This is a genomic window from Amaricoccus sp. B4 (assembly GCF_043226085.1).
Taxonomy (GTDB): Bacteria; Pseudomonadota; Alphaproteobacteria; order Rhodobacterales; family Rhodobacteraceae; genus Amaricoccus.
On sequence record NZ_CP171225.1, the window covers coordinates 229,123 to 251,682 of the forward strand.

Here is a 22,560-nt window from a genome sequence, read left to right on the forward strand (position 1 = left end):
GTGTCAGTTTCCCTGATCTTCCTCGCGCGGCAACTGCTCGGCGCGGGCGCGCTTCTGCGCCTTTCGTCTGGCAAGATTGGCCCGCAAGGCCTCGGCCAGCCGGGCGGACTTGTCATCCTTGCCGGGAATGCGAGCGGGTTTATGCGGGGGCTTCATGTCTTGCATGGCGTCTCTCTAGCGCAAGCGCGGGGGAGGGTCCAGATTTGGCTTGCACCCCCCGCCGAATCCGCTACAAGGCCGCGCATCGCTGCCGTAGCTCAGGGGTAGAGCACTCCCTTGGTAAGGGAGAGGTCGAGAGTTCAAATCTCTCCGGCAGCACCATACCCACCACTCTCGATTGTCTTTTTCTGTCAGCGGCATGCCGCGGAACTGACCGGAAGCAAGACGCTCATCGCCTGCCTCCAGATCACATCGGTTTTGACGCGACCCGGGTCCGACGATGCCTCTTCCACGGATGCCGGGGCGCCTTTCAGGTTGCGAGCTTGCCCGTCAGTGCCGGGATGCGGGCAGAAAGCGCCACCGCAAAAGGCCCGTGCCACAGCTGATCTGGGCCTGCGGATCAAGCCCGATCAGCATTTCCGGGGCGATATATGCGAGTTCGGCCACCTTTGGGCGAGCGCTGGATGGCCGGCGGGGCAGGCACGCTCGATCGGATCCCGCAGAATCGGCCGCTGCGCAAGGTTCAGCGAATTGCGCATGCGCCCTGCGGTCGCCATGACGTGCCTTGCGTCCGAGAGCATTATGGCCGGACGTTCGGCAATATCGTCCCCGAAAGCACCGAGGCAAAACCCCCAGGGTCGCAGCTTCTACACCGAATGCGCCTTCTTAGGTGATCTCGTGCAGATGGCGCAGGTTTATGTTCTGGGTCTCCGGCGTTATCTTCATGGCTTTCCAGCGTGGTGAACATCGATCCCGAGTTTCACAGGCGCAGTCACGAAAGGACGCCCGATGCTCGACCTGCAGCCTGCGCGGGCAACCATCTCTCGGCTGTCTGACGCCCTGCGCCACGCTGGTTTCACAGGTGAAATCGAGAATGACAGTGCGCTGCGTGCCGCAATGTCGACCGACAACTCGGTCTACCAGATCGCGCCCGACCTGATCGTCGCGCCGCGCGGCGCACTGGATCTCGTCACGCTGCTGCGCGTGGTGGAAGATCCTGAGTTTGCGCATGTTCCCGTAACCGGCCGTGGCGGCGGCACAGGCACCAATGGCCAGAGCCTCAATCACGGCATCATTGTCGATCTCCGGCGCCACATGAACGCCCTGATCGAGCTCGACGCCGAGGAAGGCTGGGCCGATGTCGAACCAGGCATGGTGCTCGACGACCTCAATGGCCGGATCCGCGCCTCGGGCTGGTTCTTCGCACCCGAAACCTCCACCTCGACCCGCTGCACCATCGGCGGCATGGTCTCGACCGACGCCTCGGGCAAGGGCTCGCGCGTCTATGGCAAGACATCCGACAACATCCTTGGGGTCGAAATCGCGCGGCCCGAGGGGTTGCTTTCGAGCATGGCCGAAACGCCGGATTGGGCGTGCGGCATGCTCGCCCGGGCCGAAAAGGCCGCGCGCGCCGGGCGCCAGGCCTTCATCGATCACACACCGCGGCTCAACCGCCGCTTCACCGGCTATGATCTCGAGCGCGCCTGCCCCGAAGGCGGCGGTTTCGAGTGGTGGCGTCTTTTCCTCGGTTCCGAGGGCACGCTCGGCCTCATGAGCCGCATCCGCGTGAAGCTGCGCCGGATCGAGCCGGAAAAGCGCCTGATCGTCGCGGGCTTCGGGAGCTTCCGCAGCGCGCTCGCAGCCGCAACGCCGCTGCTCGCCGCCGAGCCCACCGCCATCGAGGTGATGGACGAGACAGTGCAGGCAATCGCCGATGCCGCCGGTATCCTCCGCCGCCTGCCCAAAGGCCTGCACGCAGGGGACGGTCAGCGCGTCGCCTATGTCTTCATCGAGATCAACGGCGAGGATGCGGCACTCGTCGACCAGCGCGTGCAGCATTGCCGGGAGATCGTCGCAGGCCTTCCCGGGGCGGGCGCGGTCTGCGTTGTGGGTGATCCGGCCGAGATCAGGGAGCTCTGGGCGATCCGTTCGGCAGGCGTGGGCCTGCTCGGCAAGGTCGACGGTCAGGCCCGCCCCGTGGCCTTCGTCGAGGACACCGTTGTCCCGCCCGAGAACCTGCCGGCCTTCGTCGATGAATTCCTCGCGGTGCTATCGCAGAACGGCCTCGGTTTCGGCATCTACGGCCATGTCGATGTCGGTTGCCTCCATATCCGCCCGGCGCTCAACATCGATGCCAGGACTGACCGTGAAAAGCTCGTGACGGTGTCGGATGCCGTCTACGATCTCACGCGCAAATACGGCGGCATCTTCTGGGGCGAGCATGGCAAGGGCGTGCGCGGTGCCTATCTCCGCGACTGGATCGGGCCGGAAGCCTATGGCGCGTTCCAGGGCATCAAGGCCGCTTTCGACCCTTCCGGGCGCTACAACCCTGGCAAGCTCGTCAGCAATGATACCCCGATCCTCGGGATCGCAACGACTCCGTTCCGCGCCTTCAACGCGCCCGAAGGCGATGCGCTGACCAGGGCCTTCCGCTGCAACGGCAATGCGCAGTGCCTGAGCTATGCCGCCGCGACGCCGATGTGCCCGAGCTTCAAGGCAAGCGCCGACCTCCGCCATTCGCCGAAGGGCCGCGCCGATGCCCTGCGCGCCTGGCACAGCGCAAAAGCCGGGAACGCTCCGGATCTCGACGTGCGTGAGGCCGATCTGCTCGCCGTGCTCGACACCTGCCTCGGCTGCAAGGCCTGCGCCTCGAGTTGCCCGGTTCAGGTCGACATCCCCTCGATGCGCACGACCTTCTACGCCAATTACTTCAAGCGGCATGGCCGCTCGCTTGCGGACCGCCTGACGCTCGGGGCCGAACGCAACAGCCGGGTCACCCTGCGCCTCGCGCCGGTGCTCGCACCGGTCTGGCCGCTTTTGGCAAGGCTCGGTGAAGCGCTCACCGGAAGCGTCGACATGCCGTCTCACCTCACCAGCGGTCTGCCGAAGGGCATCTGGCTGCGCGAGGCCGAACTCTCCGGTCCGCTGTCCGATGGCACCGTCATCCTCGTGCAGGACTGGTTCACGGCGCTCTTCGACGCCGAAGTGCAGCGAGACATGATCGCAGGCTTCACCGCGCTCGGCTACACCCCGCGGCTCCTCGAGGTGCGTCCCGGTGGCAAGGCCGCCCATACAGCCGGTGACATGGAAGGTTTCCGCCGCCTCGCCAGCCGCCTTGCCGGGCTGCTCCACAAAGCCGCCAAGACCGGTGCGCCGCTCGTCGCAGTCGAGCCCGCCTTCGGCATGATGCTGCGCCAGGAATATGCCAACACCGGCATCAGCGTCCCGCGCGTACAAATGCCGCAGGAATTCCTCGCCGGGGAAGCCGCGGCGCGCCGCTTCCCTCCGGCCAGACGGAGCATGTCGGCAAAGCTGCTCTCCCATTGCACCGAAGCCACCGCCCAGCCGCAGAGCAGCTCGCAATGGGCCTTGGTCTTCGAGGCGCTCGGCGTCCGGGTCGAGACCCCCGCCACCGGCTGCTGCGGCATGGCGGGGCTCTTCGGCCACCAGAAGCGGCACCAGGACGTCTCGAAGCGGCTCTTCGACATGTCCTGGCGGCCGCAGGTCGAGGACGAGGGGGAGATCATGGCGACCGGCTTCTCCTGCCGCTGCCAGATCGAACGTCTTTCCGGCAAGGCGCCACGCCATCCCATGGGCGTGATCGCCGATCTGCTGAAGTCAGCCTGAGCCAGTTTCTACCCCGGCTGGCGAGCATTACGCTTGCCGGAGTCAGGTTCCGGAATCGTAGCTGGCCGGATCAGACCGGACGGTCGTAGGCGGCGTCGAAGAAGGCGCGTTCGAGCCGCACGGCCTCGCGGAAGGTCGCCTCGACAGCGGCGCGGCCGTCAGGGTCGAGCCCCTCCCAGGCCTTGTCGAGCTGGCCGCGAAGGTACTCCACCACTGCCTCGAATTCCGGCCCGGCATGGAGTGTGATCCACTCGGCGAAGACGAAGGAAAGATCCTCGCGCGGCGGCGCGAACGGGCTTGCCCAGCTCAGATAGCTCCATTCCGCGACAACCAGCACCGCCAGCATCTGCTCATAGCGCCCGGAGGCGGCAGCGCGCGCCATGAGCGCCTGAAAGGCTGCCGTCGCCGGCGCAGGCTCCTGCCACTCGCGCTCAGGCACGCCGAGAGACTCCAGCGCGCGCAGGAAGTAGGTGTTCTCGGGGCCGGTCACCAGAGCGATGAACTGCGCCGCCGGAACGCTGTCGGCAAGGCTCGGGGCATGGGCGATCGCGGAGGCCAGCAACCGCACGAAACCATCGACGAACTGGTAATCCTGGGCGAGATACCAGGCCATTTTGACCTCGGGCAGGGTGCCAGCCGCAAGTTCGGAACAGAAGGGATGAGTCGTTGCCGCAATCCAGTCGGAGTCGGCAAGCGTGCGCAGGTGATCGGTCGGTCTCATGAGGAAGAATTCGGATGCCTTGCAGGAGTTCATTGAAAGAGGGGCCGCGGCCGCAGCCCCGTCGCCAACCTTCTATCGCTCCAGCCCGGCAGGCAACACCGCGAACTCGCCCGGCGCGAGGGCCCCGGCAACGGGTCTGGTTTCGCCGCGCGCTCAACGCGCCGCATGAGCGCTGACGGCCTCGCTCACGGAAAGGAAGAGGTTCTTGCGCCCGAGGCAATCGAGCAGCCCGTTGCGCACCATGTCCTGCTGCGCCTCATCGGACTCGAGACGCGCAATGGCCACAGGAATGGAACGCGCCCGGAGATCGCGAATCAACTCCATGAGCAGATCCGCGCCCGAGAGGTCGACCGCCAGGACCCCTGCACATTCGAGCACGAGAAGCGTCGGCGGCGCCGGACATGCGGCCACCGTTCCTCGGATGCGTCCGACGATACCAGCGGCGTTGGCAAAGTTGATCGGTGATGTGAGCCCGAGCACGAGTGGCTCGGACGATCCGGCTTTGGCATGTTCGCTCGCGGGCTGGTGCCACCAGATCGTCGTGCCCGGCACATTGCGCAACTCCACGACCTCGGCATGAAACAGCGGCAGGGAGGCATGGAGAAGCGAGAGCAGGATCGCGACCGGCAGGCCGATTCCGAGCGGCATCACGATGATGAGCGCCGCCGTGGCCAGCGCAAGAAGCCCCTCGCGCGGGCTGCGGCGGATCAGCTCCTCGAGCGCGGCGTTGGTGAAGAGGTGATAGGCGATGTAGATGAGCACCCCGGCGAGCGCCGCCGATGGCAGCGCCCGGATCAGACCGGCGCCGAACAGCACGAGGAGCACGCCGATCAGTGCCGCGCCGAACCCCGCGAGCTGCGAATGGGCCTCGCTGTCGCGCAGAAGCTGGGTGCGCGGCGGGCTGGAGTTGACCCCGAACCCGCCAATACAGGCGACCGCAACGTTGGCGATGCCCACGGCGCCGAAGGCGTTGCGCCGCGTCTCCGCGCTGTCATGTCGCCCGCTGCGCAGCACCACTGCCGTCTGGGCGAGGCAGAGGAAGGCGATGCTGAGTGCCACAGGCAGCAGGGCGGCCATGTTCGCGGGATCCGGCGACGGCCAGGCAAGGCCGGCGTTCCCCGACAGCGCCTCGGTGCGGGGAAAGATCGAAGCTCCGGGATCGAACACGGCCGCAACAGCGACCGCGGTCGCGAGCGCGAGGAGTGGCGCTGGAAAGTGCTTCCGGATCTGCGAGCCCGCGATGCAGACGGCCGCAATACCGCTCGCCATCAGAAATGGCGACAGCCGTGCCTCGCCCGCGTGACGGAGGAGCAGGGCAAGGGTGTCCGGCGGGTTGGCGGGGGGCAGGTCGAGTCCGAATGCGATCGGCAGACGGCCGATCAGGATGTGCACCGCGATCCCGGCAAGCATGCCGCCGACCACCGCCTTCGACAGCAGGTTCGCGATCCACTCGAGGCGCATCGCATAGACCGCCAGAAGCAGCGCCCCGACCATGCCCGCCAGCAGCGCGGCATCGCCCTGAACCGCGGCGCCTGCGGCCAGTGTCGTGCCGATGAGCGGCGCGATCGTGGAATCGGCGCCGACCGAAAGCGTCGCGCTGCGTGATACGAGAAGCATCATGACGGAAGCCACGGCGAAGACGATCAGCCCCTGCGTTGCGGGCAGCCCGGCCAGCCGCGCGGTTGCGAGCTGTTCGGGAATGGCGATCGCGGCGAGGCTCAATGCTGCAAGGAGATCATGCCTTGGTGACGCGGCACGCAGCGTCGGCAGCAGGGAAAAACCGGACTTCATCTCATGCTTTCAGTCGGTCGCGGCACGCTCGGATCCGCCTGAACCTTCGGTATTGGTGACAGAAATCCTGATCATGCGCCAGCGGCGCGTGCCCGGCAACGTCGGCCCGGCGAGCGGGCATACCCGCGACCGGAAGAAACCTGCCGGCGCTCTGGTCGGCAGGAAGAGGTCGCAGGCGGCCGGAAATCCGGTCAGAACTTGACGCGCAGGCCGGTGAAGGTCGTGAGACCGTTCTGGTAGGATCCAGCATCGTCGTCATACTCGTACTGACGGACGGTGAGGTAATACTGCGTATTCCAGAAGTCGAAATTCTGGACCGCGGCAAAGGCATAGGTCGTGCTGTCCGATCCGTCGACCGTTACGCCGTCGCCCTTGTAATAGTCGACCGCAAACGCCGTGGCTCCGGTCCGGAAGAAATCATGCTGCCAGCCAAGCTTCACATAGCCGTAGTGCGCATCCTCCTCCGCGCTCTTCTGGCCCGCGGCCAGCGTAAGGCTCACGCCGGAGGCCTTGTGCAGACCGGACATCGAACCCGAGAAGATGTCGGAATCGCTCCCGTCATAGCGCGCGTAACCGATGCCCGCGGAAACGTCGAACGCCGCGTAGTCGCCCTCATAGGTCGCGGCGACGTCATAGATGCTGTCGTTGTCGTCATGGAGCACGTCCTGTCCGTAGGCGGCCTTGAGCCGGAATCCCGAGAACGACGGCGTGTCATAGCGGACGCGCATCTCGCGATTGCCGTCATAGTTCGAATAGGCGTCCTTCGTGCTCACGCCCGACAGCGTGTCGTTGTCGAAGCGAAAGAGACCGCCACCGGAGTCGGCCACGTTCGAATAGGCGACAACGGTGGTGCCCGAAAGGTCTATCTCGGTGATGCCATCGGTCGCCATGCTGCCCTGACCGAGCCAGACCTTGCCGGCCTTCTCGCTCGACATGGCGATTTCCGCCTTGCGGAAGTTGGTCTTGTCGAAGTCGTAATTCGCCTGGTACTTGTCGAGCTGGTTCACGCTGCTCGACGGATGCGGAACGTATTCCGCCTCGATGTTGCTGAAGAGCTCCCAGCCGCTGTCGAAATTGGTGGTCGACGTGACCCCGATCCGGCTGCTCGAGTTCTTGTTGCCCACGAGGCCGTAACTCGTCGTCTCGTCACCGTCGTTGAACCAGAGGCTGCCCACGTCGATCTGGCCGTAGAAGACGATCTTCGTGTTGTCCTGAAACTCCCATTCGAAAGGCTGGATTCCCTGGTCTTCCAGGGCAAGGGCCGCGATTGGCATGGCGGTCGTGGAAAGTACGAGGGCAAGGGCCCCCCTCAGTCTGCGATGCGAGGTCATGTGAATGCGCTCCCGATTGCCTGATCACCCTGCGTCGTGGGCCCGCGCTGCGTGCGGTACCGTACAACGACAGTGCAAAGCCTAGGGGCCGCGATGTGATACCGGCACGACGAATTGGCTTCCGGAGGGCAGAAAATCAGTCCTTGTTGCCCTGACGCCGCCGTTCGCGCACGATTGTCACCGAGCGCGGTGCGAGATCAATGGTCTCGTCCGGCGCATCGGGCCAGAAATGCCCCTCGCGCTGCGGCAGCCGGAACGTCACCGCGTCATGCGTCCGGTTGAAGAGAATCGCCACCCGCGGCCACCGCAGATCGCGCAGCACCATGCCGAGCACGCCGCCGTCCGCCGCCTCCCAGCCCGCGGAGTCGAGCGGCTCGCCCGAGGCCCCGAGCCAGGCCACATCCGGCACGCCGCTCTCGTCCTCCGCCCCGGTGAGGAACCCGGTGCCTCCGAGCGCGGGCGTGCGCCGCCGCAGCGTCGAGAGCCCGGCGCAGAACGTCTCGAGCTCTGTGTCGCGTCCCTCCCAGTCGAGCCAGGTGATCTCGTTGTCCTGGGCATAGGCATTGTTGTTGCCCTGCTGGCTGCGCCCGAATTCGTCGCCCGCCGTCAACATGATCGTTCCGCGCGAGACAAACAGCGTCGCGAGCAGTGCGCGCACATCAGCTTTGCGCGCGGCGAGAACGCCGGCATCCTCCGTCGGCCCCTCGACACCGTTGTTCCAGGACAGGTTCTCGCCATGCCCGTCGCGGTTTTCCTCGCCATTCGCCTCGTTGTGCTTCGTTGAATAGCGCGCAAGATCGGCGAGCGGGAAGCCGTCATGGGCGGCGATGAAATTGACCGTCCGCGTCGCCTCGCCGTCGAAGGTCCCGCTCGAGCCTGCAACGGCGGAGGCAAGATCGCCGAGCATGTGGCCATCGCCCCGCCAGAAGCGGCGCACCCGGTCGCGGTAGCGGTCGTTCCATTCGAGGAACCACTCCGGAAACTGCCCGAGCTGATAGCCACCCGGCCCGATGTCCCAGGGCTCGGCGATCATCACCCGCGTCGCGAGCACCGGATCGGCGGCGATCTCCTGAAACAGCATCGCATCGGGGCTGAACCCCGCCATCGAGCGTCCGAGGATCGGTGCGAGATCGAAGCGGAAGCCGTCGATCCCCGCCTGCGCCACGAAATGACGCAGCGAGTCGAGGATCAGCCGCCGCACCATCGGATGATCGCAGGCAAGCGTGTTGCCGCAGCCGGTGTCGTTCACCAGCGTGCCGTCGTCGAGATGGCGGAAATAGGCCGCGTTATCGAGGCCGCGCAGCGAAAGCGTCGGTCCGATGGCATCGCTCTCGCCCGTGTGGTTATAGACGAGATCGAGGATCACCCCGATCCCTGCGCCATGAAGCGCCCGGACCGCCGCCGCCAGTTCGCCGATGCCGCCCGGGCAGATCCGCGGGTCCGGCACAAGGAAGGCCACCGGGTTGTAGCCCCAGGCATTGCGCAGTTTGAGCGGCGGCAGGTGCCGCTCGTCAATCCAGGCCGGGATCGGCATGAGCTCGACCGCGCTCACCCCGAGCCGCTTGAGATGTTCGAGGATCGCGGGCGATCCGAGCGCGGCTATCGTGCCGCGCTGCGCCTCCGGCACGTCCGGGTGGCGCATGGTGAAGCCGCGGACATTGATCTCGTAGATGAGCCCGCCCGGCCGGAACTTCGGCGCAGCCAGCCGCTGGGCGCGGGGCAGGGCGGTGACGATCCCCTTCGGCATCAATGGCGCGGTGTCGAGCGCCTCCTCACGCGGCGCGGCCAGCCGCGGATCATAGGCGAAAGGGCGGTCGATCGCGATCGCATAGGGATCGACCAGCAGCTTGGCCGGGTCGAACCGGTTGCCCGGCGCCGTCGGCCCGTCGGCGCGAAAGCCGTAAAGCGCGCCGGGGGCGAGGCCGGGCACATCGACGCTGAAGATCCCGCCGCCTTCGGCAAGCATCGGGATCCGGTCGGTCTCCGCACCGCCCCCGGGATCGAAGAGCGAGACCCATGCCGCCTCGGCGGCCCCCGACCAGAGCGCGAAGCGCACGCCATCGCGATGCGGGCGTGCGCCGAAGGTCGTTCCGGCTGGGCTCAAGTGATGACGTCCGGCGCGGTCCGTCCGGTGCGTTCCGAGATGCCAGCGAGGCTCTGGGCCGCCGCGATCACGTCGGCCAGCGCCTCCTGCGTCTCGAGCCCGAGCTTGTCCTCATCGGTCACAAGACGCTCGAGATAGACGCGCAGCGTCGCTCCCGAAGTGCCGGTGCCCGAAAGGCGAAACACCATGCGGCTGCCATCGTCGAAGACCACGCGCACGCCCTGCTGTGCGCTGACCGAGCCGTCGACCGGATCGTGATAGGTAAAATCGTCGGCCATGGAGACGAAGAGGCCATTGATCTTGGTGCCCGGAAGGCTCGCAAGCTCGCTGCGCAGATGCGCCATCAGCCCGTTTGCGGCCTCGGTGTCGATGCCCTCGTAGTCGTGCCGCGTATAGTAGTTGCGGCCATAATTGCGCCAGTGCGCTTCCACGATATCCTTCACGCTCTCCTGGCGCACGGCGAGGATGTTGAGCCAGAGCAGCACCGCCCAGAGCCCGTCCTTCTCGCGCACGTGGTTCGAACCGGTGCCGGCGCTCTCCTCGCCGCAGATCGTGGCCTTCCCGGCATCGAGCAGGTTGCCGAAGAACTTCCAGCCCGTTGGCGTCTCGTAGATGCCGATGCCAAGCTTCTCCGCCACCCGGTCCGCTGCCGCACTCGTCGGCATCGAGCGCGCGATGCCGGCAAGCCCCGCGGCATAGCCCGGAGCGAGCTGTGCGTTCGCCGCCAGAAGCGCCAGCGAGTCCGAGGGTGTCACGAAGATGCCCCGGCCGATGATGAGGTTGCGGTCGCCGTCACCATCCGACGCCGCACCGAAATCGGGCGCCGCGGGGCTCATCATCTGGTCATAGAGCTCCTTGGCGTGCACGAGGTTCGGGTCCGGATGGTGCCCGCCGAAATCCGGCAGAGGTACCGCATTGCGGACCGATCCCGGCGCTGCGCCCAGCCGGTTCTCGAGGATCTCCTTGGCATAGGGCCCGGTCACCGCGTGCATCGCATCGAAGGCCATGCTGAAGCCGTTCCCGAACATCGTCCGGATCGCGGAGAAGTTGAAGAGCTTCTCCATAAGCGCGGCATAGGCCTCGACCGGGTCGATCACCTCGACCGTCATCGGCCCGAGCGCCAGCGTGCCGATCGCGTCCAGATCGACATCGGGCGCATCGAAGATGCGGTATTCCGAGATGGTCTTCGTCCGGGCATAGATCGCCTCGGTGATCTTCTCCGGCGCCGGCCCGCCATTGCTGATGTTGTACTTGATTCCGAAATCTTCGTTCGGCCCGCCCGGGTTGTGGCTGGCCGAAAGGATGATGCCGCCGAAGGCGCTGGTGGTGCGGATGATGTTCGAAGCGGCCGGAGTCGAGAGAATGCCGCCCTGACCGACGAGCACCCGGCCGAAGCCCGCCGCCGCGGCCATCTTCAGAACGATCTGGATGACCTCGCGGTTGAAGTAACGGCCGTCGCCGCCCACCACGAGCGTCTGGCCCTCGAAGCCCTCGAGGCTGTCGAAGATCGCCTGCACGAAATTCTGCACATAGTTGGGCTGCTGGAAATGCGGCACCTTCTTGCGCAGGCCGGAGGTTCCGGGCTTCTGGTCGTCATAGGGGGTCGTCGGAACAGACTTGATCATCACTCTCGTCCTTATGCGGGCACCAGCGAGGTAAAGAGATCGGCATACTGGGCGGCACTGCGTGTCCAGGACACGTCGAGCCGCATGCCCTGCCGCTGCATCGCGCCCCAGGTCTTGGCATCGTTGCGGAGTTCGACGACGCGACGGATCGCGTCGATGAGGGAGTCGCCGTTATCGGGCATGAACTGCAGGCCCGTCGCGACGCCCGCCGAAAGCGCCGCGCTGTTTGCGTCGATCACCGTGTCGGCAAGCCCGCCGGTTCGCGCGACCACCGGTACCGTGCCGTAGCGCTGCGCATAGAGCTGCGTGAGGCCGCAGGGCTCGAAGCGCGACGGGATCAGGATGGCATCGGCCCCGCCCTGCATGACATGGGCCAGCGTCTCGTCATAGACGAGCTGCACCCCGATCCGCCCCTCATACTGGCCGGCGAGGCTCAGGAGCCAGGATTCGAGCCCAGCATCCCCGGTTCCGAGCACCGCGAGCTTCGCGCCCGCCTCGACGAGCGCCGGCGCCGTCGAGCAGACAAGGTCGAGACCCTTCTGCCAGGTGAGCCGGCTCACCACGATGAAGAGCGGTGCCTTGTCTGCGTCCAGGCCGAAACGCCCCTCGAGCAGCCGCCGGTTGCCCGCCCGCATCTTCGGCGCCTTCTGCGAGAAATGTTCGGCGAGATACGGGTCGGTCTCCGGGTTCCAGATGTCGGTGTCGATGCCGTTGACGATGCCGTGGAGCACATCCGCCCGCGCCGAGATCAGTCCCTCGAGACCCATGCCCGAGGTCGCGAACTGAATCTCCTTGGCATAGGTCGGGCTCACCGTCGTGATGGCCGAGGCGCATTGCAGCCCGGCCTTGAGATAGCCGACGCCGCCGTAATACTCGACACCCTCGATCCCGTAGGCATGGGCGGGCAGTTCGAGGTGGCTGAAGATGTCGGGGCCGAACTGGCCCTGGAACGCGAGATTGTGGATCGTGAGCACCGAAGGGCGCCGGATGCCGCGGTAGCGCATGTAGGCCGGCACAAGGGCTGCCTGCCAGTCATGGGCATGCACGATGTCGGGCTGGAAGCCCGAGAGGATGCCGCCCGCCACCATCGCGCCTGCAAGCGAGAGCGCGGCGAAGCGCCGCCAGTTGTCGTCGTGATCCTTTCCGGCCGCATCGATGTAGGGCCCGCCGGGCCGGTTGAAGAACCCCGGAATATCGAGGACGAGCAGGTCGAGCTCACCGGCCTGCGCCGCGATCAGACGGCCCGGCTCGCCGAGCAGGCTCGGAAATTCGAAGACTGTCTCCGGGTCGGTGAGGCTTGCCATCACCTTGGGATAGCCCGGCATGAGCGTCTTCACCGTGACGCCGAGGCGCTCGAGGGCAGGGGGAAGGGCGCCCGCGACATCCGCGAGCCCCCCGGTCTTGACGAGAGGATAGACCTCGGAGGCGACCGACAGGAGTTTCATCTGCGTCAGAGGTCCAGAGCGTCGATCATCTTCTGGGTGATGAGGCAGACGCCGCTCTCGGTGCGGCGGAAGCGCTTGGCATCCAGCACCGGATCCTCGCCCACCACGAGCCCCTCGGGAATGTGCACGCCCCGATCGACCACGACCTTGCTGAGCTTCACGTTGCGCGCGACATGGCACCCGGGCAGCACGACGGCTTCCTCCAGATTGGAGAAGGAGTTCACCCGTGCACCGGTGAAGAGCAGCGTGCGCCAGAGCCGTGCGCCAGAGACGATGCAGTCGCCCGAGATGAGCGAGCTGATGGCCGCGCCGCGGCGGCCCTCCTCGTCATGGACGAACTTCGCCGGCGGCTTGATCTCGGCATAGGTCCAGATCGGCCAGTGCGTGTCGTAGAGGTCGAGCTCGGGGATCACGTCCGTGAGGTCGATATTCGCCGCCCAGTAGGCATCGATCGTCCCAACATCGCGCCAGTAGGGCTCCGACTCGGTGCTCGAGCGCACGCAGGAATTGCTGAAGCGATGCGCCACCGCATTCCCGTTCTCCACCAGATAGGGGATGATGTCCTTGCCGAAATCCCGGCTCGAATTCGGATCTGCGGCATCGCGCCGGAGCAGCTCCATGAGCTTGCGGGTGTGGAAGACGTAGATCCCCATGGAGGCGAGCGCCATGTCGGGATTGCCAGGAATGCTCGGCGGATCCTTGGGCTTCTCGACGAAGGCGGTGATGCGGTCGGCCTCGTCCACATGCATCACCCCGAAGCCGCTCGCCTCGGCGCGCGGCACCTCGAGACAGCCCACGGTCACATCCGCGCCCGAGTCCACATGCTCCTGGAGCATGATCTCGTAGTCCATCTTGTAGATGTGGTCGCCCGCCAGGATCACCATGTATTCCGGGCCGTAGCCCTCGATGATGTCGATGTTCTGGAAGACAGCATCGGCCGTGCCCTCGTACCATTGCGTCTCCGAGACGCGCTGGCTCGCGGGCAGGATGTCGAACCCCTCGTTCCGCTCGGTCCGGAGGAAGTTCCAGCCGTTCTGCAGATGCCGGATGAGGGAGTGGGCCTTGTACTGGGTCGCAACCCCCATCCGCCGGATGCCGGAATTGAGCGCGTTCGAGAGCGCGAAGTCGATGATCCGTGTCTTGCCGCCGAAATAGACCGCGGGCTTCGCGCGGGAATCCGTCAGTTCCTTCAGGCGGCTGCCGCGGCCGCCTGCAAGAACGTAGGCCATCGCGTCGCGTGACAAGGGATGGGTTCGTGTGGCCATGGTCGTCTCCCCTCAAATAGTGTTCTTGTCCCGCCCCGGCCTGCTGTCACTCGGCCGGCTCGAACTCGAGCCAGAGTGTCGCGAGCGGGGGCAGTGTCATCTGCGCGCTGATCCCGCGGCTGTCTTCCGTCGCGGTAACCTGACCGAAATTGCCGACGCCGCTGCCGCCGTAGCCGCTCGAGTCGGTGTTCACGATTTCCTTCCAGGTACCGGCATGGGGAAGCGGCACGCGGTAGTCGTAACGCGGCATCGGCGTGAAGTTGGAGATCACCGCCACCGGGTTCTCGCCCGGCGCCTTGCGGATCCAGGCAAAGACCGAGCTTTGGCTCTCGTCGGCCAGCATCCACTCGAACCCCTCGCCCTCGCAATCGCGCGCATGCAGCGCGGGCTTGGTGCGGTAGTTGCGGTTGAGATCGGCCACGAGATCCTGCATGCCCTTGTGCTGGGCGATGTCGGTCTGCCACCAGTCGAGACTGCGTTCCTCGCTCCACTCCGCACCCTGCGCGAATTCCTGCCCCATGAAGAGCAGCTTCTTGCCCGGATAGCCCCACATGAAGGCGTAATAGGCGCGAAGGTTCGCGAATTTCTGCCAGCCGTCCCCCGACATCTTGCCGATCAGCGAGCCCTTGCCGTGCACCACCTCGTCATGGCTGAGCGGCAGCACGTAATTCTCGCTGAAGGCGTAGAGCAAGCCGAAGGTCATTTCGTTGTGGTGATACTGCCGGTGGATCGGCTCGTGCGACATGTACTGCAGCGTGTCGTGCATGAAGCCCATGTTCCACTTGAAGCCGAAGCCGAGCCCGCCCTCGTGGACCGGCGCACTCACCTGCGGCCAGGAGGTCGATTCCTCGGCGATGGTGATCGTGCCGGGATGGCTTCCGTAGACGGCCTTGTTGGTCTCCTGCAGGAAGTTCACCGCCTCGAGATTCTCGCGGCCGCCGAACTGGTTCGGAATCCACTCGCCCGCCTTGCGCGAGTAGTCGAGATAGAGCATCGAGGCCACCGCATCGACCCTCAGCCCGTCGATATGGTATTTCTCCGACCAGAAGAGCGCGTTGTTGACCAGAAAGCTCCGCACCTCGCGGCGTCCGAAGTTGTAGATCGCGGTATTCCAGTCGGGGTGGAACCCCTGTCGCGGGTCGGCATGTTCGTAGAGCGAAGTGCCGTCGAATTTCGCAAGCCCATGCTCGTCCACCGGGAAATGCGCCGGCACCCAGTCGATCAGCACGCTGATCCCGGCCCGGTGCGCGCCATCGACGAAGCGGGCGAAGCCCTCGGGCGGGCCGAAGCGCGCGGTCGGCGCATAGAGCCCCACGGTCTGGTAGCCCCAGGAGGGGTCATAGGGATGCTCGGAAATCGGCAGGAACTCGATATGGGTGAAGCCCATCTTGACCACATAGGGAATGAGCTCGTCGGCGAGCTCGTCCCAGGTCAGGAAGCTTCCGTCCTCGTGCCGTTTCCAGGAGCCGGCATGGACCTCGTAGATCGAGATCGGCTGGCGGCGGGCATCGACATTCGACCAGTAGGCGCGGTGATCCGCATCGCCCCAGTCGTGATTCATGTCCGCCGCGACGATCGAGGCGGTCGCGGGCCTGAGCTCGGAGGCGCGCCCATAGGGGTCGGCCTTCAGCGGCAGCCGCGTGCCGTTGGCATCGAGGATCTCGAACTTGTAATGCAACCCGACCGCCACCTCGGGGATGAAGATCTCCCAGACGCCGATGTCGCGCCGGAGCCGCATCGTGTGCCGCCGCCCGTCCCAGGCGTTGAAATCGCCGACGACCGAGACGCGCCGCGCATTCGGTGCCCAGACCGCGAAATGCACCCCCTCGACGCCTTCATGCGTCATCGGATGCGCACCGAACTTGTCGAACAGCCTGAGATGCGTGCCTTCGCCGATATAGTAGTCATCCATCGGCCCGAGGACGGGGCCGAAGGAATAGGCGTCCGTCACCCACCAGTCGCCGCCGGAATTGCTGGCGTGATAGCGGATTGGCTGGCGCTTGCGGACGCGGAGCTTGCCGGCAAAGAACCCTTCGGGATGCAGGCGCTCGAGAACGCCTGCGCTCTTTCCGGCCAGTGTGAAGGCTTCGACGGTCTCGGCGCCCTCTATGAAGCACCGTGCCGCGAGGCCTTTTCCGGCAGACTGAACCCCAAGTACCGCGAACGGATCACCATGCTGCCCATTTACGATGGCATCGATCTCGCTCTCGGCGAGAGTGATCTCGGACCGCGGGGCGGGGCCTGCCTTTTTCGGCTCGTTGGTCACGGGGTTCCTCTCCTGTTGTTAGATCTACGCTGCTACACCGGCACATTCCAGATGTCTTTTGAGTACTCCCGGATCGTGCGGTCCGACGAGAACCAGCCCATGCGGGCCGTGTTCAGGATTGCTTTCTTCCACCAGTCCGACGGGTTGGACCACAGGGCGTCGACCTGCCGCTGCGCGGCGGCATAGCTGTCGAAGTCCGAGGCAACCATGAACCAGTCATGGTCATATAGCCCGTTGATCAGATCACGGTAGCGATTGGGGTCATCGGGCGAGAAAACCCCCGACGCGATGGCGTTGAGCGCCTGGCTGAGTTCGGGCGAGGCCTCGATGATCGCGCGCGGATTGTGCCCCGATGCCCGCCGCTCGGCGACTTCCTCGGCGAGAAGGCCGAAGATGATGATGTTCTCGGCGCCGACCTGCTCGCGGATCTCCACGTTGGCGCCGTCGAGCGTGCCGATGGTGAGCGCGCCGTTGAGCGCGAACTTCATGTTGCCGGTCCCCGAGGCCTCGAGACCCGCCGTCGAGATCTGCTCCGAGAGATCGGCGGCCGGAACGAGCATCTCGGCGAGGCTCACGTTGTAGTTCGGGATGAACAGCACCTTCAGCACGTCGCGCACGCTCGGATCGGCGTTGATGACCCGGGCGACGTCATTGGCGAGTTTGATGATGAGCTTCGCGTTGTGATAGGTCGGCGCGGCCTTCCCGGCGAAGATCTTCACCCGCGGCACCCAGTTCTTCTCGGGATGCGAGCGGATCTGGTCGAAGAGCGCCACGGCCTCGATGATGTTGAGAAGCTGGCGCTTGTATTCGTGGATGCGCTTCACATGGATGTCGAAAAGCGCGTTCGGATCGAGCCGGATGCCCATGCGCTCGCGCACGAGCTCGGTCAACCGGTCCTTGTTGAGGCGCTTGATCCTCGCGAAGGCATCCTGGAAGGCCGGGTCCTCCGCGTGATCCTCGAGCGCGCGCAAGACCCGGATGTCGTCGAGGAACTTGTCGCCGATCGCGTCCTTGATGATGCGGGTCAGATCCGGGTTGCACTGCATGAGCCAGCGCCGCGGCGTGATGCCGTTCGTCTTGTTGTTGATCCGGTCGGGATACATCCGGTGGAGATCCCGGAAGACGGTCTGCTTCATGAGCTCGGTATGTAGCGCGGAAACGCCGTTGATCGAATGCGCGCCGGCAAAGGCGAGGTTGCCCATCCGCACCCGCCGCTCGCCGTTCTCGTCGATGAGGCTGATGTTGCGGATCGCATCGCCGTCGAGCCCGTGTTCCTTGCCGGCGGTGCGCAGCAGATGCGCGTTGATCTCGTAGATGATCTGCATGTTCCGCGGCAGCAGCCGCTCGAAGAGCGGCACCGGCCAGCTCTCGAGCGCCTCGGGCAGCAGCGTGTGGTTGGTGTAGGCGATCGTGCCGCGCGTCAGATCCCAGGCCTTGGCGAAGGGCATGCCGTGGAGGTCCATCAGGATGCGCATGAGCTCGGCCACGCAGACCGCCGGGTGCGTGTCGTTGAGCTGGATCGCCACCTTGTCGGGCAGGTTCTCGAGCGTTCCGAACTGGTTGAGATGCCGCCGCAGGATGTCCTGAAGCGAGGCGGAGGAGAAGAAATATTCCTGCCGGAGCCGCAGCTCCTGGCCCGAGGGCGAGGCATCCGCCGGATAGAGCACGCGGGTGAGCGCATCGGCCCGGTTGCTCTCCTTGAGCGAGCCGATGTGGTCGCCCGCGTTGAAGGCATCGAGCCGGATCGGCGCCACGGGCTCGGCATTCCAGAGCCGGAGCGTGTTCACCCGGTGGCCGCGCCAGCCGACGATCGGCGTGTCATAGGCCGAGGCGATCACCTGCTCGGCCGGATGCCAGACGAACTTCTCCTCCTCGCCGACCGCTTCGTGATAGTCCACGTAGCCGCCGAAGCCCACGACATAGGCGCTCTCGCGGCGGTCGAATTCCCAGGGGTTGCCGTGCTCGAGCCAGGTCTCGGGATACTCGAGCTGCCAGCCGTCCTTGATGCGCTGGCGGAAGAGCCCGTGGCGGTAGCGGATGCCGTAGCCATAGGCCGGCACGCCCACCGTCGCCATGCTCTCCATGAAGCAGGCCGCCAGACGCCCGAGGCCGCCGTTGCCGAGCGCCGCATCGCTCTCGAGCTTGGCGATCTCCTCGAAATCGACGCCGAGCCGGCTGAGCGCCTCACGCATTTCCTCGAGAATGCCGAGGTTGGAGATCGCATCGCGCATCAGCCGCCCGATGAGGAACTCGAGGCTGAGATAGTAGACGCGCTTGTCGCCGTTTTCGTAGGTCGCCCGCGTCGACTGCATCCAGTATTCGATGGCGCGGTCTCGGGTGACGAGGATCGTTGCCATCAGCCAGTCATGCGGCTTCGCGACCTTGGGGTCCTTGCCCACACGGTAGCAGAGGCGGCCGACGATCTCATGGGCCAGGTCTTCGGGATCGGACGAGCGTGGTTTCGGAACCATGAAGGCGTTGTCAGGCTTGTTCACTGGTAATCTCCGATTTTCCGGCGTTCGGATGTTGAAGAACGGGAGCAACCGGGGCCTGCCCGGACTCCTTACTCAGTCACTGCGCCTGACCCGCGGGGAGGCGGGTCAATCCGCGATCTTGTCCACCCCACCATGGGCGGCTGACCACGCCAGCGGTGCCTCGAGGAAGGCCTCGACCTCCCTCAGCGTCGCCTCGTCGAAATGTCCTCCGGCGCGTGCTTCGGCGAGCACGTCGCGCCATATCGCGAGATAATGCAGCGTCAGGCCATGCTTGGCCAGCACGGCTTCGGTCTGGTCAAAGACCCCGTAGTAGAAGACGACCAGCGTATGGGCGCATTCGGCCCCGGCCGTGCGGATCGCCTCGGCAAACTTGAGCTTGGAGCCGCCGTCGGTCGTCAGATCCTCGACCAGCAGCACCCGCGCGCCCTCGGCGAGCGCCCCCTCGATCTGCGCGTCGCGCCCGAAGCCCTTGGGCTTCTTGCGCACGTAAAGCATCGGCAGCCCGAGCCGCTCGGCGATCCAGGCCGCGAACGGAATCCCGGCCGTCTCGCCGCCCGCCACCGCGTCGAACTGCGAAAACCCGGCGTCGCGCAGGAGCTTCGCGCAGGCAAAATCCATCAGCGCCGAGCGGATCAGCGGAAAGGAGATGAGCTTGCGGCAGTCGATGTAGACCGGCGAGGCAAGGCCGGAGGTGAGCTTGTAGGGCTCACCGGCGCGGAAATGCACCGCCTTGATCTCCAGGAGCATCCGGGCGGTGAGACGCGCCATCTCTGCGTCATCGGGAAAGGTGTTCGCAAACATGCGTCGCTCCTGTCAGTCCTTGACGCGCCAGTGGAGGGGCAGGCCGGGGTCGAAGACCACCACGGGGCCGGCGCCGGTCTCGACGGACGCGGGAAAATGCACCGGCGCGTCCTCGCGCACGAGCTCGATCGTTCCGGTGTTTTGCGCGAGCCCGTACCAGGCGGGCCCGTGCTGCGAAAGAAAGCCCTCGAGCCGGTCGAGCGCGCCCTCTTCCTCGAAGACCTGCGCAAGCCAGGCGACCGCCACCGGCGCCGAGAAGACGCCCGCACAGCCGCAGGCCGCTTCCTTGGCGTGCTGCGGATGCGGCGCGCTGTCGGTGCCGACGAAGAAACGCGGATCGCCAGAGGTCGCGGCCCGGCGCAGCGCCTTCTGGTGCGTGCCGCGCTTGAGGATCGGCAGGCAGTAGAAATGCGGCCGGATGCCGCCCACCAGCATGTGGTTGCGGTTGAGCACCAGGTGCTGGACCGTGAAGCTGCCCGCGAGGTTGCGCTCCGCACTCTCGATATAGGCGACGCCATCGGCGGTGGTGACATGCTCCATCGTCACCTTCAGCTCCGGCAGCCGCCGGCGCAGCGGGTCGAGCACCCGGTCGATGAACACGGCCTCGCGGTCGAAGATGTCGACGGCGGCGTCGGTGATCTCGCCATGGACGCAGAGCGGCATGCCGATCTGCGCCATCCGCTCGAGCACCGGCATCACCTTGTCGATGTCGCGCACGCCGCTGGCGGAATTGGTCGTGGCGCCGGCCGGGTAGAGCTTCACCGCCGTCGCGATCCCCGCGCCATGGGCGGCGGCCACGTCGGCGGCATCGGTCGCCTCGGTGAGATAGAGCGTCATCAGCGGGGTGAAATCCTGCCCGTCGGGCAGGGCGGCAAGGATGCGGTCGCGGTAGGTGGCGGCATCCACCGCGGTCACCACCGGGGGCACCAGATTGGGCATCACGATGGCGCGCGCGAAATGCCGCGAGTGCGGCAGCACACCCTCCATCATCGCGCGGTCGCGCAGGTGGAGATGCCAATCGTCGGGGCGGGTAAGCGTGAGTGTACTGGTCAAGGTGAATTCCCGATATCCCATTTCGATTAAACGCGGTTTGCGCGCGTGGCAACCCCCGGTTCTTGCCTTCGGGTTGCAGTGCGGTAAGGTGGCGCGGAATGATGCAATGCCGCTAGGGATGTCAGGAGATTACCGATGTTGCAGCGTCTGATGAGCTTTTCGAGGCGGAGCTTCGACAGTTTGAGCGAAGCCGAGATCCTGGCGCTGGCAATTTCGTCGGAGGAAGAGGATTCGCGGATCTACGCGGCCTATGCCGACGGTCTTTCCGCAACCTATCCGGCCTCGGCGAGGGTTTTCGAGGAGATGGCCGCGGAGGAAAACGAACACCGCCGCCGCCTCATCGACATGTTCGAAAGCCGCTACGGCGGGCACATCCCGCTGATCCGGCGCGAACATGTGCGCGGCTTCTACGAGCGGCGGCCCGACTGGCTTGTCCGGCCGCTCGGCCTCGAGAAGACCCGCGCGATGGCCGAGCAGATGGAGGAGCAGGCGGCGCGCTTCTACCAGGCGGCGGAGGCGCGGGCGAGCGATCCCGGCGTGCGCAAGCTGCTGGGCGATCTTGCCGCGGCCGAGCTCGGGCATGAGAAGCTCGCGCGCCGCCTCGTCGAGACCCATACGCCCGACGATGTGCGCTCGGAGGAGGATCAGGCCGAACGGCGGCAGTTCATCCTCACCTTCGTGCAGCCCGGCCTCGCGGGCCTGATGGACGGCTCGGTCTCGACGCTCGCGCCGATCTTCGCCGCCGCCTTCGCCACCGGCGACACCACCCAGACCTTCCTCGTCGGCCTCTCGGCCTCGGTGGGGGCGGGGATCTCCATGGGCTTTACCGAGGCCGCGCATGACGACGGCAAGATCTCCGGCCGCGGCTCGCCGGTAAAGCGCGGGCTCGCCTCCGGCATCATGACCGCGATCGGCGGGCTCGGCCACGCGTTGCCCTACCTGATCCCCGATTTCCTCACCGCGACCGTGATCGCGATCTGCGTCGTCTTCGTCGAGCTCTGGGCGATCACCTGGATCCAGCACCGCTACATGGAAACCCCATGGCTGCGCGCCGCGCTCCAGGTCGTGCTCGGCGGCTCGCTCGTGCTTGCCGCCGGCATTCTCATCGGCAATGCCTGAGGGCCGCGGGCGGCCTCAGCGCCGCCCGCCGAACAGCACCTTCTGCGCCTCGCGGTCGTCCTGGAGGTTGCTGCGCTGGTCTGCCGCCAGCGCCCGGCCCGCCTGCACGCCCGGCCGCGCGCCCACGCGCTCGAGCCAGGCCGCCATGTTCGGGAAATCGGCGATCGTCTGCTCCTGGCCTTCCCAGAGGCTCGCCCAGGGCCAGATCGCCATGTCGGCGATCGAGTAGGGGCCGGCGACATAATCATGATGGGCAAGCTGGCGGTCGAGCACGCCGTAGAGCCGGGCGACCTCGTTGCGGTAACGCTCCTTGGCATAGGGCAGGTCGTTCGCAGGCTCCATCGCCGGGGCATAGCGCAGGAAGTGATGCGCCTGGCCCGCCATCGGCCCGAGCCCGCCCATCTGCCACATCAGCCACTTGTCGACTTCGATCCGCTCGCGCTCGGTGCTGCCGCAGAACATGCCGGTCTTGCGCGCGAGATACTGCAGGATCGCGCCCGACTCGAAGATGGCGATCGGCGCGCCGTCCGGTCCCTCGGGGTCCACGATCGCGGGCATGCGGTTGTTGGGCGAGATCTTCAGGAACTCGGCCTTGAACTGATCGCCGGCGCCGATGTTGACGAGATGCACGTTGTAGGGAAGCCCCATCTCCTCGAGCGCGATGGCAATCTTCCAGCCATTGGGCGTCGGCCAGTAATGGAGTTCGATCGGTCGGGTCATTGCGGATACCTTTATGGAATGTTCGGTCTTGAATTACA

At 65.9% G+C, this 22,560-nt stretch carries 15 protein-coding genes and 1 tRNA gene; 3 read left to right on the forward strand and 13 right to left on the reverse strand.

Going from position 1 to position 22,560, the window contains the following annotated elements; genetic code table 11:
* Positions 1 to 3 precede the first annotated feature (3 nt).
* Positions 4 to 165, reverse strand: a complete 162-nt coding sequence (locus tag ACF66B_RS01145; RefSeq protein ID WP_162683124.1) for a hypothetical protein — start codon at positions 163 to 165, stop codon at positions 4 to 6.
* Positions 166 to 246: 81 nt separating this feature from the next.
* Between ACF66B_RS01145 and ACF66B_RS01150 the strand changes: the two genes are divergently transcribed.
* Positions 247 to 321: transfer RNA gene (locus tag ACF66B_RS01150), tRNA-Thr, on the forward strand.
* 627 nt (positions 322 to 948) lie between these two features.
* Entirely contained in the window at positions 949 to 3,786 is a 2,838-nt protein-coding gene (locus ACF66B_RS01155; protein WP_111428644.1) for an FAD-binding and (Fe-S)-binding domain-containing protein, read from the forward strand.
* Positions 3,787 to 3,856: 70 nt separating this feature from the next.
* Here the strand turns inward: ACF66B_RS01155 and ACF66B_RS01160 are convergent, their stop codons facing one another.
* The 11 genes from ACF66B_RS01160 to pyrC form a co-directional block, all read right to left on the reverse strand.
* Complete coding sequence (locus ACF66B_RS01160; protein WP_111428945.1) at positions 3,857 to 4,507, reverse strand: TenA family protein; 651 nt, start codon at positions 4,505 to 4,507, stop codon at positions 3,857 to 3,859.
* A 153-nt stretch (positions 4,508 to 4,660) separates the two neighbouring features.
* The gene (locus ACF66B_RS01165) at positions 4,661 to 6,298 is read right to left on the reverse strand and encodes a SulP family inorganic anion transporter (RefSeq protein ID WP_111428643.1); all 1,638 of its coding nucleotides are present in this window, start codon (positions 6,296 to 6,298) and stop codon (positions 4,661 to 4,663) included.
* A gap of 191 nt (positions 6,299 to 6,489) precedes the next feature.
* Positions 6,490 to 7,629: a porin gene (locus ACF66B_RS01170; protein WP_111428642.1), complete on the reverse strand. Its 1,140-nt coding sequence runs from the start codon at positions 7,627 to 7,629 to the stop codon at positions 6,490 to 6,492.
* A 136-nt stretch (positions 7,630 to 7,765) separates the two neighbouring features.
* Positions 7,766 to 9,733 (reverse strand): glycogen debranching protein GlgX, encoded by a 1,968-nt coding sequence (glgX, locus tag ACF66B_RS01175; protein ID WP_111428641.1) that lies wholly within the window; start codon positions 9,731 to 9,733, stop codon positions 7,766 to 7,768.
* Positions 9,730 to 11,358 carry an alpha-D-glucose phosphate-specific phosphoglucomutase gene (locus ACF66B_RS01180; RefSeq protein WP_111428640.1) on the reverse strand — a complete coding sequence of 543 codons (1,629 nt, stop codon included), beginning with the start codon at positions 11,356 to 11,358 and terminating at the stop codon, positions 9,730 to 9,732. Before ACF66B_RS01180 ends, glgX begins: the two co-directional genes overlap by 4 nt.
* 11 nt (positions 11,359 to 11,369) lie before the next feature.
* Positions 11,370 to 12,803 (reverse strand): glycogen synthase GlgA, encoded by a 1,434-nt coding sequence (glgA, locus tag ACF66B_RS01185; RefSeq protein WP_111428639.1) that lies wholly within the window; start codon positions 12,801 to 12,803, stop codon positions 11,370 to 11,372.
* Between the two features lie 5 nt (positions 12,804 to 12,808).
* The gene (gene glgC, locus ACF66B_RS01190; RefSeq protein WP_111428638.1) at positions 12,809 to 14,068 is read right to left on the reverse strand and encodes a glucose-1-phosphate adenylyltransferase; all 1,260 of its coding nucleotides are present in this window, start codon (positions 14,066 to 14,068) and stop codon (positions 12,809 to 12,811) included.
* A gap of 46 nt (positions 14,069 to 14,114) precedes the next feature.
* Positions 14,115 to 16,334, reverse strand: a complete 2,220-nt coding sequence (gene glgB, locus ACF66B_RS01195) for a 1,4-alpha-glucan branching protein GlgB (protein WP_111428637.1) — start codon at positions 16,332 to 16,334, stop codon at positions 14,115 to 14,117.
* 32 nt (positions 16,335 to 16,366) lie between these two features.
* Complete coding sequence (locus ACF66B_RS01200; RefSeq protein ID WP_392663740.1) at positions 16,367 to 18,829, reverse strand: glycogen/starch/alpha-glucan phosphorylase; 2,463 nt, start codon at positions 18,827 to 18,829, stop codon at positions 16,367 to 16,369.
* A gap of 105 nt (positions 18,830 to 18,934) precedes the next feature.
* Positions 18,935 to 19,630 (reverse strand): orotate phosphoribosyltransferase, encoded by a 696-nt coding sequence (locus tag ACF66B_RS01205; protein ID WP_111428636.1) that lies wholly within the window; start codon positions 19,628 to 19,630, stop codon positions 18,935 to 18,937.
* Between the two features lie 12 nt (positions 19,631 to 19,642).
* Positions 19,643 to 20,683, reverse strand: a complete 1,041-nt coding sequence (gene pyrC, locus ACF66B_RS01210; protein ID WP_392663742.1) for a dihydroorotase — start codon at positions 20,681 to 20,683, stop codon at positions 19,643 to 19,645.
* 135 nt (positions 20,684 to 20,818) lie between these two features.
* Between pyrC and mbfA the strand changes: the two genes are divergently transcribed.
* On the forward strand, positions 20,819 to 21,802 hold the full coding sequence (gene mbfA, locus ACF66B_RS01215; protein ID WP_111428634.1) for an iron exporter MbfA: 984 nt from the start codon (positions 20,819 to 20,821) through the stop codon (positions 21,800 to 21,802).
* Positions 21,803 to 21,817: 15 nt separating this feature from the next.
* Here the strand turns inward: mbfA and ACF66B_RS01220 are convergent, their stop codons facing one another.
* A complete protein-coding gene (locus ACF66B_RS01220) occupies positions 21,818 to 22,522 on the reverse strand; it encodes a glutathione S-transferase N-terminal domain-containing protein (protein ID WP_111428633.1) in 705 nt (234 codons plus the stop codon).
* Positions 22,523 to 22,560 lie beyond the last annotated feature (38 nt).